The sequence below is a fragment of the Magnetospirillum sp. UT-4 genome (assembly GCF_902729435.1).
In the GTDB taxonomy this organism is placed as follows: Bacteria; Pseudomonadota; Alphaproteobacteria; order Rhodospirillales; family Magnetospirillaceae; genus Magnetospirillum.
Genome location: NZ_CACVCG010000083.1, coordinates 1 through 13,297, shown reverse-complemented (window position 1 = coordinate 13,297; position 13,297 = coordinate 1). Strand labels below are relative to the sequence as shown.

The window sequence follows — 13,297 nt, the reverse complement described above, 5'->3', positions numbered from 1 at the left end:
GACGAGCGTTGCGCGCTCTCCTCAGGATGAGGCTACGGATACGGAATGACCGGACCGGGCGCCTATGCGCCGTCGCGGGGGTGGCCCCTACCCCGCCGCCTCGGCGGCCCGCAGCTTGTTTAGGGTGTCCAGCAGCACCTTGCGGGTGAACGGCTTGGCGATGTAGCCGTCGACCTTGTGGTAGGCGGCGGTGCGCACGTGCTCGGGCTGGGTGTTGGCGGTCAGCATCACGAACCGCACCGCGGGGTAGAGTTCGCGCACCACCGACAGCAGGGTGATGCCGTCCATCTTCGGCATGTTCCAGTCGCAGAGGATGATATCGGGCACACCCTTGGCCTCGATCTTCGCGACGGCATCCTCGCCGTCCTGGGCGGTGTGCACCGTGGCCGCGCCGGCACCGCGCAGCAGCCCCGACACCAGCAGGCGCGAGGTGTCGATATCCTCGACCACCAGGAAGCGCTTCGAGGCGACCCAGGCCGCCAAGGCCTCGTCTACGTCCATGACGCCATCTCCAATCGTGCTCCCCAGCACGGCCGCAAGCATAATGCGGAACGGCTGCGCTGCCCAGAACCTTCCTCCATGTCCGACTTTACCAAGGTCACGGACAAGCGGCCCGCCACCGCCGGAGATATGCCATTTGAATGCGGGTTGGGGGACGATGTCATGGGGATCGGCGGGCGCCTGACGGCGGGCTTTGCGGCAATCTGCGTGGTCCTGGCATTGGTGGCCGGCATCGGCGCCTACGAGGCGTCCGAGGTCGATGCCACGGTGGAACGCATGACCTCGTTCCGCATGCCGGTGGCCGACACCTCGGCCTCCATCGAGCGCGATGTCTACGCCTCGCTGGCGGCGCTGCGCGGCTTCCTGCTCACCGGCCGCGACGATTTCCGCCACGACCGGGTCGAGGCCTGGACCGCCATCGCCCCGTTGACCGCGCGCATGGACGCGCTGGCCCCCGACTTCACCAATCCCCGCAACCGTGAGGCGTGGCAGCAGGCCCGCGTGCTGCTGGCCGAGCTCAAATCCGCCCAGGACCGTGCCGAGGCGGCCGGAATGGGCGAGGCCGGCGTGGCCATCCTGACCGGCGAGGCGGTGCCCAGGGTGCGCAAGCTGGTGGTGCTGTTCGAGGGCGAACGGGGCGCCGACGGCAAGCGCACCGGCGGCATGATCAGCAGCCAGCGCGACATGCTGGCCGAGGACGCCGCCGAGGCCGCCGCCGCCACCGCCGCCCTCAAGGCCGTCGCGCTGATCGGTCTGCTCGTCGGCCTGGCCCTGGCCGGCGCCATCGCCTACGCCGCGCGCCGGGCCATCGTGCCGCCCCTCGTCGCCGTCACCGCCACCATGGGCCGGCTGGCCGAGGGCGACCTGACGGTGGCGGTGCCGGGCCGCGGCCGCGCCGACGAGATCGGCGCCATGGCCGCCGCGCTGGAGGTGTTCCGCGACACCCTGGCCCGCCAGCGCGAGCTGGAGGCGCAGCAGCGCCAGGCCGACGAAGCCGCCTTCCGCCGCGCGGCCCGGGTGGCCGAACTGACCGCCGGCTTCGACACCGCCGCCGCCGGGGCGGTGCAGACCGTGGCGGCGGCTGCGCGCCAGCTGGCGGGCACCGCCCAGGGCCTCAGCGCCACCGCCGAACAGACCAGCCGCCAGGCCACCGCCGTCGCAGCCGCCTCGGAACAGGCCTCGGTGAACGTCCAGACGGTGGCCTCGGCGGCCGAGGAACTGTCCTCGTCGATCACCGAGATCGCCCGCCAGGTGGCCCATTCCTCGGCCATCTCGGGCAACGCCGTCGCCGAGGCCAATCGGGCCGGCACCCTGGTGGCCGAACTGGACGGCACGGTCCGCCAGATCGGCGAGGTGGTGAAGCTGATCAACGACATCGCCGCCCAGACCAACCTGCTGGCGCTCAACGCCACCATCGAGGCGGCCAGGGCCGGCGACGCCGGCAAGGGCTTCGCCGTGGTGGCCGGCGAAGTGAAGAGCCTCGCCAACCAGACCGGCAAGGCGACCGAGGAGATCGCCCGCCAGATCACCGCCGTGCAGGAGGAGACCGCGCGCGTGGTCGCCGCCATCCAGGGCATCGTGCGGGTGATCGTCGAGGTCGGCGAGATCGCCACCGGCATCGCCACCGCCGTCGAGGAGCAGAGCGCCGCCACCGGCGAAATCGCCCGCAATGTCGAGCAGGCGGCGCAAGGGACCGCCGACGTCAGCACCAACGTGGTCGGCGTCCAGTCCGCCGCCGACCAGACCGGCGGCGCCGCCCGCGAGGTGCTGTCGGCCTCCGGCGAGCTGTCGGGCGAGGCGGATGGCTTGAAGCGGATGATCGAGACGTTCCTGGCCGAGGTGCGGGCGGCCTGATCCCTACGCGGCGTCACTCGCCGCCGGCAGGGTGAACAGGAACGTCGCGCCCTCGCCGGGGGTGGATTCCACCCACAGGCGGCCGCCGCAGGCCTCGACGATGCGCTGGCATGTGGCCAGCCCGATGCCGGTGCCCTCGAAGCTGCCGGGGGGATGCAGGCGCTGGAACACGCCGAAGATCTGCTCGAAATATTCCGGGGCGATGCCGATGCCGTTGTCGGCCACCGCGAACAGCCAGACGCCGGGGCCATCGGCCCGGGCCGAAATGTCCACCCGCGGACGGCGGCCCTGGGCGCGGTACTTGATGGCGTTGCCGACCAGGTTCTGGAACAGCACCACCAGATAGGCATCATCGACGCGAACCACCGGCAGCGTGCCCTGCACCACCACCTCGGCATCCGCTTCGGCGATGGCGGCGCCAAGGTTGTCCAGCGCCGCCCGCAACGCGGCGCCGGCCGGCACGTCCTGCGGCTCGTGGGGGGTGTTGGAGATGCGGGCGTAGCCCAGCAGGTCCTGCACCAGCTGCGCCATGCGCTGGGCGTTCTCGACGATGAAGCCGATGAAGTCGTCGGCATCGGCATCGAGGCGGCCGCGGTAGCGCCGATGCAGCAGCTGGGCATAGCTGGCGACGTTGCGCAGCGGCGTCTGCAGGTCGTGCGAGGCAAGGTAGGCGAAACGCTCGAGGTCGGCATTGGAGCGCCGCAATTCGGCGTTCAGGGCCTGCAGTTCCACGGTATTGCGCCGCAGATCGGCTTCGGCCCGCCGCTGGCGGATGAGCAACGCCGCCGTGCCGAAGGCCACCACCGCCATGGCCGGCAAGGCCAGCACCACCATCACCCGCGTCAAGCCGAAGTGACCGCGCGACGCCCAGCCGCCCCGGGGGATGGCGGCCAGCCGCCAGGTGCCCTGGGTCAGCTCGACATCGGTCTCGACCGGACTGGCGGAGAACACCGCCGGATTGCCGTGGATCATGTCTCCCGCCGCGCCCAGCCCGTCGCGGCCGCGGATGGCGACCTCCAGCGGCAGGTCGGGATCGTCCAGCCCCACCGCCGAGAAGGTGCGGGGGACGTCAAGCACCACGTTGGCCATGCCGAAGAAGCGCTCGCCGCCGCCCTCGTCGCTCAGGAACACCGGCGTCCTCAGGATCAGCCCGGTACCGCCCTGGATCAGCGGCACCGGCCCCTGCAGCAGCGATATCCGCCCCTCGATGGCCTTCAGCACCGACGCGTACTGCACCGGCACCGAGCGGAAATCCACCCCCACCACCGACTCGTTGCCGGCCACCGGATAGGTCATGGCGATCACCAGGCCGCGGCTGACGATCATGTTGCGGACGTTGGTGTGGTCCTTCATCAGCACTTCGGCGACGACGTGGAAGTCGCGCTCGGAGATGTCGCCATGGGCGACGATGTGGGCGACCACCCCCCGGGCCCGCAGCAGCGGCGCGTTGAGGCGGTATTCCAGCCGGGCGCGCAGGGTCGAGAGCTGGGCGGCGACATCGGCGCGGGCCGCCTCGAGCTGGCGTTCGCGGTCGAACCGGTCAAGCAGGAACAGCAGGCCGCCGACCATGGCGGTGACCACCGCCGCCACCAGGAACGGTTGCCAGCTGCGTCCGATCCTCCGACCGGGTGTTTCGACGTCCACGCCGCCATCCTCCGCGACCGGCCGCCCCCCAGCCTTCGCTCTGCCAGCAGGATAACCCCGTCGTATAGGACAGCAAAGCCCGGAATGTGAAACCCACGGTGGTCAGAACATCACCGTCGCCGCCACCAGCCAGTCGGGCATGATCGCCACCAGCGCGGTCTCCAGCGCTTTGTCGGCGCCGCTCAGCACCAGCAGGCCGACCGCCAGCAGGACACCGCCCAGCACCGGCTTGCCCCGCTGCGCCAGGCGCCCCAGCGCCTGCTTCCACGACGACAGGCCATAGGCCAGGGCCAGCACCGGACTGGCGGCGCCGGCGGCGAACACCGCCATCACCAGCCCGGCCTCGGCAAGGGTGTCGCGGCTGCCGGCCAGGCCAACCGCGGCGCCGAGGGTCGGCCCGGTGCAGGGCGACCACACAGCCCCCAGCAGCAGCCCCAGCAGGAACTGGCCGGCCAGACCGTCGCCCGACACCCGCGACAGCAGGGTGCCGCCGCCGCCGGCCAGCGGCGCGGCGATGGCGGCGAAGCCGCGCGACAGGGCCGGCACCAGCAGCACCAGCCCGAACCCCGCCATCACCAGGGCGGCCGCCTGGCGCACCGCGGTCTGGTCGAGGCCGAAGGCCAACCCCGCCCCGGCCAGCAGCATCCCCAGAAGGGTGAACGACACCGCCAGGCCGCCGGCCAGCGCCAGCGGACCGAGGCGGTGGCGCTGCAGGGCGCTCGCCAGCAGCACCGGAATGAGCGGCAGGACGCAAGGGGACAGCGTCGAGAATGCCCCGGCAAGGTAACCGGCGAGCAGCGTGCCCATGGCGCGTTCCTATATCCTGCCCATGGCGCGGTCCTACATCTTCTTGTCCATCATGGGCTTGTCCATCATCGGCTTGTCCATGCCCATGGGCTTTTCCATGGGCTTGTCCATCATCATCGCCGCCTTCGGCACCATGGCGCGGATCTTGGCGGGGTCGGTGACACCGGTGGAGCGGGAGGTCTCGGTCTTGCCCGAGAAGGCGATCAGGGTGCTCTGGCTGCTGACCTTCAGCTCCTTCACCACGTCCTTCTGACCATCGAAATCGACGCGGAAGACCTTGAGCGCGTGGTTTTCCTTCTCCAGCATGCCCACAATCGGCTCCTGCGCCTTGCAGGTCGGGCACCACGGCGCGTGGATGTGCAGCAGGATCGGCGCCCCCGCCTCCTGCGCCTGCATGAAGGCCTGCTTGTCGAAGGGCTGGGCGGCCAGGGACGGACCGGCGACGGCGAAGACCGCGACAGCGAAAAGCATGGCGACGAAACGCTTCATGAAAACCTCCTGCTGCGATGGGCGGACCGGTTGATCCGGCCTGATGAAGGGAGGTTCGTCGGCTGACGCGCCGGGGTTACAGGATTTTTTCCAGGACTTGCGGCGAGCTTGCTCCCTCCCCCCTGGCGGGCGGAGCCCGCCTTCCGACAATGCGTGCTTCGCACGCGGGGGAGGGCTGGGGTAGGGGGGGAACCGCGTCGGCGTTGTCGCGGAACCTCACCCCACCCCAACCCCTCCCCATCAAGGGGAGGGGCGTTTTCTCAGATGCATTCCACCCGCTCCACCGTGCCGCCCGACAGCAGGAACAGCGCGTTCTGCGGGCTGTCCTGGGCGATGGCGGCATCGGAATCGGTGCCGGCGTAGAGGCCGCGCAGCACCTTGCCGGCGACGCCGTGGCTGACCACCACCAGCTTCTCGCCGGGCGTGCGTTCCGCCAGCCACGACGACAGCCGGGCCGACAGGTCGGCATGGGTCTCGCCGCCGGGGCAGCGGAAGTACCAGGTGTGGCGGCCGCTGCCGGCGGCCTCGTCGGGCGTCAGCTCGGCCTTGGTGCGGCCGGAAAAGGCGCCGGTGTCCACCTCCATCAGGCGGCGGTCGGTGGTGGCGGCCAGCGGGTCGAGGCCGGCGGTCTCGGCCAGGATGGCCAGGGTCTGGACGCAGCGCGCCAGCGGGCTGGAAACCAGCCGCCAGCCCTGCCCGTCCCCCACCAGCCGCGGCAGCACGCGGCCATAGGCGCGGGCCTGTTCGATGCCCTTGAGGGTCAGCGGCACGTCCAGATGCCCCTGGATCAGCCTGGCCCGGTTCCAGATGGTTTCACCGTGGCGGATGAGGATGATGGTCGGCATATTGGAGTCTTCGATAAAAGATTGATTAACCACAGAGACACAGAGACGCAGAGAAGGCACAGAGAAAAAGATTATCCTTCTCTGTGACTCCTCTGTGTCTCTGTGTCTCTGTGTTTCATCCCCCGCCGCCGCACGCGAAGGCGGGGACGACGGCGCTATTACCCCCGCAGCACCCCGCCGGTGGCCTTCACCACCGCGTCGACGATCTTGCGGCCCACCGCCTCGATCTCCTCGTCGGTCGGGGTCTTCTCGACCGGCTGCAGGGTGACGGTGACGGCCAGGGATTTCTTGCCCTCGCCGACGTTGGGACCCTCGTAGAGATCGAACACGGCGACATCGGCGACCAGCGCCTTGTCGGCGCCCCTGGCCGCCCGCACCACCGCATCGGCGGCGATCCCGGCATCCAGCACGAAGGCGAAGTCGCGTTCGAGGGGCTGCAGGGCCGAAGCCTTCAGCAGCGGCCTGGCCTTGGTGGCCTTGGCCTTCTGGGGGGGAAGCGCCTCCAGGAACAGCTCGAAACCGGCCAGGGCGCCCTTGATGCCCAGGGCCGCCAGCACGCCCGGATGCAGCTCGCCGAACCAGCCCACCGGCTTGTTGCCCAGCTTCAGGCAGCCCGAGCGCCCCGGGTGGTACCAGGACGGCGCCTCGGCGGCGACCTGGAAGGACTCGGGGTTGGCGCCGGTGGCGGCGATGGCCGCCAGCAGGTCGGCCTTGGCGTCGAAGGCATCCACCGCGCGGGTCTTCTCGGCCCAATGGCGCGGCACCGCGCGGCCGGCACGCAATCCGGCCGCCACCGCCCGCTGCTGCCCCGGCTCCGGCCCATCGAATTGCGGCCCGATCTCGAACAGGCCGAGATCCTTGAAGCCGCGATCGGCGTTGCGGCCCACCGCCGCCACCAGATTGGGCAGCACCGAGGGACGCATGCAGTCCAGGTCGGAGGAGATCGGGTTGGCCAGATGCATCTCGGGCGCACCGCCGCCGAACAGCTTGGCCTGTGCCGAGGGCAGGAACGACCACGTCACCGTCTCCACCAGGCCGCGCGCCGCCAATTGCCGGCGCACCCAGGCGGCGCGGCGCTGGCCGGGGGTGAGCAGCGGCTTGGGCATGCTGGGCCGCGGCAGCGGCACCGCCGGCAGCTGGTCGTAGCCGTTGACGCGGATCACCTCTTCCACCAGATCGTGCTCGGCGGCGATGTCGGCGCGCCACGAGGGCGGCACCACCAGCAGGCCGTCATCATGCTCGGCGACGGTGCAGCCCAGCCCGCGCAGGATGTCCTCCTGGCGCTCCTTCGCGACATCGACGCCGCCCAGGGCGCCGACCCGCTCGGGGCGCAGCACGATGGAGGTGCGCCAATCGGGTTCCTCGCCGGCGATCACCAGGTCCGAGGCCTCGCCGCCGCACAAATCCAGGATCATGCGGGTGGCGATCTCGGCGCCGTCACGCACGAAGGCGGGGTCGATGCCGCGCTCGAAGCGGAAGCGGGCGTCGGACAGCACGTCCAGCCTGCGCCCGGTGGCGGCGGTGCGGATGGGATCGAACCAGGCCGCTTCCAGGAACAATTCGGTGGTCGCCTCGGTGCAGCCGGAAGGCTCGCCGCCGATGATGCCGGCCAGGGCTTCCGGCCCGGCCTCGTCGGCGATCACCGTCATGGTGGGCTCGAGCGCATAGGTCTTGCCGTTCAGCGCCGCCAGGGTCTCGTCCGGCCGCGCCAGGCGGGCGCGAATGTCGCCCTTGACCTTGGCCGCGTCGAAGACGTGCAGCGGCCGGGCGAGGTCGTGGGTGATGTAGTTGGTGATGTCCACCAGCGCCGAGATGGGGCGCAGGCCGATGGCGGTGAGGCGGTCCTTCAGCCAGGCCGGCGATTCGCCGTTCTTCACGCCCTTGATCAGGCGGCCGACGAAATAGGGGCAGGCCGAGGCGGAGGCGTGGTCGAAATCCAGCTTCACCGCGATGGGGCTCTTGAAGGTGCCGGGCACCGGTGAGACGTCCAGCGGCTTGAGCCGGCCCAGCCCCGAGGCGGCAAGGTCGCGGGCGATGCCGCGCACGCCCAGGCAATCGGCGCGGTTGGGGGTGATGGAGATCTCGATCATGGGATCGACGCTCATCACCTGGGCCAGCGGGGTGCCGACGGGGACGCCGGGTTCCAGCTCGGCGATGCCCTCGTGGTCCTCGCCCAGCTTGAGTTCCCGCCACGAGCACATCATGCCCTGGCTTTCCACGTCGCGGACCTTGCCCTTCTTCAGCGGCTCGCCGGTGACCGGAATGACGGTGCCGGGCTGGGCCAGGATGACCTTGAGGCCGGCCCGCGCATTGGGGGCGCCGCACACCACCTGGATGATTCCGGCGCCGCTATCGACCTTGCACACCCGCAGGCGATCGGCGTTGGGGTGCTTCTCGGCCTCCAGCACGTGGCCGACGACGAAGCCGGAAAGGCTGGCGGCGGGATCGACGATCTGCTCGACCTCGAGGCCGAGCATGGTCAGGCGGGCTTCCAGCTCGGCCAGGGTGGCGTCGAAGTCCAGATGCTCCTTCAGCCAGGACAGGGTGAACTTCATCGGGTCAGCCCTCCGGACAGGGTCGGCACGTCAAGGGGCAGGAAGCCGTAATGCTTCAGCCACCTGAGGTCGGATTCGAAGAAGGTGCGCAGATCCGGGATGCCGTATTTCAGCATGGCCATGCGCTCGACGCCCATGCCGAAGGCGAAGCCCTGGTACTCGTCGGGGTCGATGCCGCAGGCCCTGAGCACGTTGGGATGGACCATGCCGGACCCGCCGATCTCCAGCCAGCCCTTGCCGGGACCGATCTTCAGCTCGCCGCCCTCGCGCGAGCAGCCGATATCGACCTCGGCCGAGGGTTCGGTGAAGGGGAAGAAGCTGGGGCGGAAGCGCACCGGCACCTCGTCCACCTCGAAGAAGGTGGTGACGAACTCCATCAGGCAGCCCTTGAGGTGGCCCATATGGGTGGTCCGGTCGATCACCAGCCCCTCGATCTGATGGAACATCGGGGTGTGCGTCATGTCGGAATCGCAGCGATAGGTGCGGCCCGGGGCGATGATGCGGATGGGCGGCGCGGTGTTCAGCATGGTGCGGATCTGCACCGGGCTGGTATGGGTGCGCAGCAGATGGCGCGAGCCGTCGGGGCGCTCGCCGAAATAGAAGGTGTCGTGCATCTGCCGGGCGGGGTGCTCGGCCGGGATGTTGAGCGCGGTGAAATTGTGGAAGTCGTCCTCGATGTCGGGACCTTCCGCCACCTCGAAGCCCATCTGGGCGAAGATGGCGGTCATCTCCTCCATCACCTGGGCGATGGGGTGGACGCGGCCGGTGGTCTCGGGGCGCACCGGCAGGGTGACGTCGATGCGCTCGCGGGCCAGGCGCTGGTCCAGGGCCTTGGCCTCCAGCGCCGCCTTGGCGCTCGCGATGGCCTCGGCGACCTCGTCCTTCAGGCGGTTGAGCTCGGCCCCGGCGGTCTTGCGCGCTTCCGCGTCCATCCTGCCCAGGGTGGCCATCAGGGCCGAGATGCTGCCCTTCTTGCCCAGCGCGGCGACGCGGGCCGCCTCGAGGGCGTCGAGATCGGCGGCGGCGGCCACGGCGGCCAGCGCCTCGGCGCGGATTTTGTCTAGGTCTTGCATTGCCTCTTCCCCGTTGAACCCATCACCCCATCATCGAGCGACTTTTCCGTAGCCTCATCCTGAGGAGCGTCCCGTCACGGGCGCGTCTCGAAGGACGAGGCGGGCCAAGATCCTGCGCCCCACGAACTTGCCACGGGCATCGCCCTTCGAGACGCCCCTTCGGGGCTCCTCAGGGTGAGGCCCGAATGAAAGGGCGGAACGGTGCCGACACGACAAGGGGGCTGCCTTGCGGGCAGCCCCCTCCGTAAAAGCCGAATACCTGGAACCAGCCTTACTGGAGGGCCGCCTGGGCCTTGCCGACCAGCGCCTTGAAGGCTTCCGGCTCGCGGGCGGCGATGTCCGCCAGGACCTTGCGGTCGAGCGCGATGCCGGCCTTCTTCAGGCCGTCCATGAAGCGGGAATAGGGCATGCCGTGCTGGCGGGTGCCGGCGTTGATGCGCTGGATCCACAGGGCGCGGAAGTTGCGCTTCTTGGCGCGGCGGTCGCGGTAGGCATAGCGCAGCGCCTTTTCGACCTTCTCGATCGCCACCCGGAAGCAGGTGGAGGCGCGGCCGCGATAGCCCTTGGCCAGCTTGAGAATCTTCTTGTGACGGGCGTGGGTGGTGACGCCCCGCTTGACGTGCGCCATCTTACTTGTCTCCGTACGGCAGGTAGTACTGCTTCACCTTCTCACCGTCAGCCTTGAACAGGATGAAGGTGCCGCGGGCCTGACGCTTCATGTCGTTGGGCTTCGCGGTGAGGCAGTGGCGCTTGTTGGCCACGTTCCCCTTGACCTTGCCGGAGGCAGTGAGCTTGAACCGCTTCTTGGCGGCGCTCTTGGTCTTCATCTTGGGCATTTTCGCAAGTCCTTGTGGAAGAAATGATGCGATCCATGAGCGGCCGGGCATGCCCTTGTCTCAGGCCCGGGCGCGCTCGAGGGAAGCGAGGCTTATACCGGTTCCCGGCAGCCTTTGCAAGCGCGGCGCAGGAAGTCGGCCAGCACCCGGAATTCGGCCTTGCGCGGCGAGCTGGGCCGCCAGGCGCAGCCGATGGTGCGGCTGCCGCCATCGGCCAGCGTCCGGGTCACCACGCCGGTGCCGGCCAGGATGTTGGTGGCCACCGCCATGCCGGGCAGCAGGGTGACGCCCAGGCCGTTGGCCACCATCTGCACCAGGGTCGGCAGGCTGGTGGCCAGGATGCCCTCGCCCCTGGACGGCCCCGGCAGGCTGCAGGCGGCCAAAGCGTGCTCGCGCAGGCAATGGCCCTCCTCCAGCAGCAGCAGGTCGGCATCCGCCAGATCGGCGCCCGAGATGCTGTCGCGCGCCGCCAGCGGATGGCCGGGCGGGCAGGCGAAGACGAACGGGTCCTCGCCGACCTCGACCGTCTCCAGCCCCGGCATCGGGTAGGGCAGCGCCAGCAGCGCCATGTCGAGGTCGCCGGTGCCCAGGCGCTCCAGGCAGCGGGCGGTCTGGTCCTCGCGCAAATAGAGGCGCAGCGCCGGATAGGTGCGGCGCAGCTCGGGCAGCACCCCGGGCAGCAGGTAGGGAGCGATGGTGGGAATGACGCCCAGCCGCAACGGCCCCGAGAGCGGCGCGCCCGAGGCGGCGGCCAGGTCGGCGATGTCCTCGGCCCCGCGCAGCACGGCGCAGGCGCGCTCCACCACCTCCTCGCCCAGTGGGGTCAGCATGACCTTGCGCTTGGTGCGCTCGACCAGCACCACGCCCAGCAACGTCTCCAGCTCCTGCAGCCCGGCCGACAGGGTCGACTGGGTCGCCAGGCAGGCCTCGGCGGCGCGGCCGAAATGGCGGTGCTCGGACAGGGCCACCAGATAGCGCAGCTGGCGCAGGGTGGGCAGGATCTTCATCAATCGCCCTCTTCGATTTGTCGCCTTTATTTTTTCACGACAACTCAATGAGTCAAGCGCCGCCCAGAAGGTCGCCGACTTCCCTGTTGCCAAGGCACCAAAGACCGGTATTAGTGCGCCATGACCTCGCTGCGCCTGCTCCGGCTCATCAAGCTCCTGTTCTCGGTCGCCCTGGCCGTCGGCTACGGCCTGTTCGTCTGGCGCGACCATGCCAGCGTGCGGGCCGAGGCCGAGAAGGGCCTGATGGAGATCGCCCGCCTGATGGAGGAGCATACCCGCGCCGCCCTGCTGGCCGGGTCGCTGCAATTGTCGCGCATCGCCGACCGCATCGGCGAGCGGCCGCTTGCCGACCTCGCCGAGTCCCGCGAGGACTGGGAGTCCATCAAGCGGTTGATCGCGGAAATCCCCAACAGCGATTCGGTGTGGATCGCCGACGAGAACGGCCAGCTGGCGCTGACCACCTTCAAGCCGGGGCGGGTCAGGCTGGACGTGTCGGACCGCGCCTACTTCACCGCCGCCCGCGACGGGGCGCGCGAATACGTCAGCCCGATGATCTGGGGCAAGGTCTACGGCGGCTACTACTTCGCCATGAGCCGCCGCCTGGAATATCCCGACGGCCGCTTCCGCGGGGTGGTCCAGGTGTCGCTGCGGACCGAGTACTTCACCGATTTCTACCGCACCCTGAGGCCCGAGGACGGCGCCACCTTCTCGATCTTCCGCGTCGAGGGCGACCAGGTGGCGCGCTACCCGCTGCCGCCCCCGGGGACCGAGAAGTTCGCCCCGCCGACGGAGCTGCTGGACGGCTACGTCAAGGCCGACAGCGGCAGCTTCGTCACCAATTCCCGCTTCGACGGCATCGAGCGCCTGTTCGTCTATCGCCAGGTCGCCGGACAGCCGCTGATCGTGGTGACCGGCCTGCCGAACAAGGTGATCTTCGCCGCCTGGCGCGAACGCGCGCTCAACACCGGGCTGTTCGCCGCGGCGGTGCTGGCCGGCGTCATGCTGACCCTGCGCCAGCTGTCGCAAAGCCTGGCGCGCGAGGCCGGCGAGCGCGCCCATGCCCAGGCGCTGCTGGCCGACAAGCAGGTGCTGTTCCAGGAAATCCACCACCGGGTGAAGAACAACCTGCAGATCGTGTCGAGCTTCCTGACCATGCAGGCGTTGCGCGCCGATCCCGCCACCGCGCGGGCCTTCGACGAGGCGCTGTCGCGCATCCGCTCCATGGGCCTGGTGCACCAGACCCTGTACGAGCAGCACGAGGCCTCCGAGGTCAGCATGGGCGACTACCTGCGGGCGCTGGCCGCCTCGGTGGGCGACAGCCACGGCGCAGCCGAGCGCGGCATCGCGGTGCGGGTCGACACCGACGGAACCCGCCTGCCGCTGGACCAGGCGGTGCCGCTGGCCCTGCTCGCCAACGAGGCGCTCAACAACGCGCTGAAGCACGCCTTCCCCGAGGGCGGCGGCGGCCACATCCACATCGGGCTGCACCGCGAGGGCGACACCATCCGCTTCGCCGTCGAGGACGACGGAATCGGCCTGGGCAGCGGCGCCAAGAGCACCGCCGGCAGCGGCCTCGGCCTGCCCATCCTGAAGGCGCTGGCCAAGCAGCTGGACGGCGAACTGGACTTCACCCGGCGCCAGCGCGGCACCCGCGTCGGAATCCTGTTTAAGGCCTAACCCGTCCTA

The 13,297-nt window shown here is 69.9% G+C and carries 12 protein-coding genes; 2 read left to right on the top strand and 10 right to left on the bottom strand.

Going from position 1 to position 13,297, the window contains the following annotated elements; genetic code table 11:
• Window positions 1–87: 87 nt before the first annotated feature.
• Entirely contained in the window at window positions 88–501 is a 414-nt protein-coding gene (locus MTBUT4_RS12085) for a response regulator (RefSeq protein WP_173979948.1), read from the bottom strand.
• A gap of 162 nt (window positions 502–663) precedes the next feature.
• Here MTBUT4_RS12085 and MTBUT4_RS12080 point away from each other — a divergent pair, with 162 nt between their 5' ends.
• Window positions 664–2,355 (top strand): methyl-accepting chemotaxis protein, encoded by a 1,692-nt coding sequence (locus MTBUT4_RS12080; RefSeq protein WP_173979947.1) that lies wholly within the window; start codon window positions 664–666, stop codon window positions 2,353–2,355.
• Window positions 2,356–2,358: 3 nt separating this feature from the next.
• Here the strand turns inward: MTBUT4_RS12080 and MTBUT4_RS12075 are convergent, their stop codons facing one another.
• From MTBUT4_RS12075 to MTBUT4_RS12035, 9 genes are all read right to left on the bottom strand, one after another.
• Window positions 2,359–3,999: an ATP-binding protein gene (locus MTBUT4_RS12075; RefSeq protein WP_254434845.1), complete on the bottom strand. Its 1,641-nt coding sequence runs from the start codon at window positions 3,997–3,999 to the stop codon at window positions 2,359–2,361.
• Between the two features lie 102 nt (window positions 4,000–4,101).
• A complete protein-coding gene (locus tag MTBUT4_RS12070; protein ID WP_173979946.1) occupies window positions 4,102–4,806 on the bottom strand; it encodes a cytochrome c biogenesis CcdA family protein in 705 nt (234 codons plus the stop codon).
• A 33-nt stretch (window positions 4,807–4,839) separates the two neighbouring features.
• Window positions 4,840–5,295, bottom strand: coding sequence for a thioredoxin family protein (locus MTBUT4_RS12065; RefSeq protein ID WP_173979945.1), 456 nt, complete (start codon window positions 5,293–5,295; stop codon window positions 4,840–4,842).
• 260 nt (window positions 5,296–5,555) lie between these two features.
• The gene (locus MTBUT4_RS12060) at window positions 5,556–6,140 is read right to left on the bottom strand and encodes a histidine phosphatase family protein (protein ID WP_173979944.1); all 585 of its coding nucleotides are present in this window, start codon (window positions 6,138–6,140) and stop codon (window positions 5,556–5,558) included.
• Between the two features lie 158 nt (window positions 6,141–6,298).
• Window positions 6,299–8,695 (bottom strand): phenylalanine--tRNA ligase subunit beta, encoded by a 2,397-nt coding sequence (gene pheT, locus MTBUT4_RS12055; protein WP_173979943.1) that lies wholly within the window; start codon window positions 8,693–8,695, stop codon window positions 6,299–6,301.
• Complete coding sequence (gene pheS / locus MTBUT4_RS12050; protein ID WP_173979942.1) at window positions 8,692–9,768, bottom strand: phenylalanine--tRNA ligase subunit alpha; 1,077 nt, start codon at window positions 9,766–9,768, stop codon at window positions 8,692–8,694. The genes pheT and pheS overlap by 4 nt, the downstream gene beginning before the upstream one ends.
• Window positions 9,769–10,039: 271 nt before the next feature.
• Complete coding sequence (gene rplT / locus MTBUT4_RS12045; RefSeq protein ID WP_173979941.1) at window positions 10,040–10,396, bottom strand: 50S ribosomal protein L20; 357 nt, start codon at window positions 10,394–10,396, stop codon at window positions 10,040–10,042.
• A 1-nt stretch (window position 10,397) separates the two neighbouring features.
• On the bottom strand, window positions 10,398–10,604 hold the full coding sequence (gene rpmI, locus MTBUT4_RS12040; RefSeq protein ID WP_173979940.1) for a 50S ribosomal protein L35: 207 nt from the start codon (window positions 10,602–10,604) through the stop codon (window positions 10,398–10,400).
• Window positions 10,605–10,696: 92 nt separating this feature from the next.
• Window positions 10,697–11,611 carry a hydrogen peroxide-inducible genes activator gene (locus MTBUT4_RS12035; protein WP_173979939.1) on the bottom strand — a complete coding sequence of 305 codons (915 nt, stop codon included), beginning with the start codon at window positions 11,609–11,611 and terminating at the stop codon, window positions 10,697–10,699.
• A 120-nt stretch (window positions 11,612–11,731) separates the two neighbouring features.
• Between MTBUT4_RS12035 and MTBUT4_RS12030 the strand changes: the two genes are divergently transcribed.
• Window positions 11,732–13,288 carry a sensor histidine kinase gene (locus MTBUT4_RS12030; protein ID WP_173979938.1) on the top strand — a complete coding sequence of 519 codons (1,557 nt, stop codon included), beginning with the start codon at window positions 11,732–11,734 and terminating at the stop codon, window positions 13,286–13,288.
• Window positions 13,289–13,297: the final 9 nt, after the last annotated feature.

What these genes read in the sequence shown, in the direction of transcription:
- MTBUT4_RS12085 (WP_173979948.1), bottom strand. Translation starts at nt 501, where the DNA reads ATGGACGTAGACGAGGCCTTGGCGGCCTGGGTCGCCTCGAAGCGCTTC.
- MTBUT4_RS12080 (WP_173979947.1), top strand. Translation starts at nt 664, where the DNA reads ATGGGGATCGGCGGGCGCCTGACGGCGGGCTTTGCGGCAATCTGCGTG.
- MTBUT4_RS12070 (WP_173979946.1), bottom strand. Translation starts at nt 4,806, where the DNA reads ATGGGCACGCTGCTCGCCGGTTACCTTGCCGGGGCATTCTCGACGCTG.
- MTBUT4_RS12065 (WP_173979945.1), bottom strand. Translation starts at nt 5,295, where the DNA reads ATGAAGCGTTTCGTCGCCATGCTTTTCGCTGTCGCGGTCTTCGCCGTC.
- MTBUT4_RS12060 (WP_173979944.1), bottom strand. Translation starts at nt 6,140, where the DNA reads ATGCCGACCATCATCCTCATCCGCCACGGTGAAACCATCTGGAACCGG.
- pheT (WP_173979943.1), bottom strand. Translation starts at nt 8,695, where the DNA reads ATGAAGTTCACCCTGTCCTGGCTGAAGGAGCATCTGGACTTCGACGCC.
- pheS (WP_173979942.1), bottom strand. Translation starts at nt 9,768, where the DNA reads ATGCAAGACCTAGACAAAATCCGCGCCGAGGCGCTGGCCGCCGTGGCC.
- rplT (WP_173979941.1), bottom strand. Translation starts at nt 10,396, where the DNA reads ATGGCGCACGTCAAGCGGGGCGTCACCACCCACGCCCGTCACAAGAAG.
- rpmI (WP_173979940.1), bottom strand. Translation starts at nt 10,604, where the DNA reads ATGCCCAAGATGAAGACCAAGAGCGCCGCCAAGAAGCGGTTCAAGCTC.
- MTBUT4_RS12035 (WP_173979939.1), bottom strand. Translation starts at nt 11,611, where the DNA reads ATGAAGATCCTGCCCACCCTGCGCCAGCTGCGCTATCTGGTGGCCCTG.
- MTBUT4_RS12030 (WP_173979938.1), top strand. Translation starts at nt 11,732, where the DNA reads ATGACCTCGCTGCGCCTGCTCCGGCTCATCAAGCTCCTGTTCTCGGTC.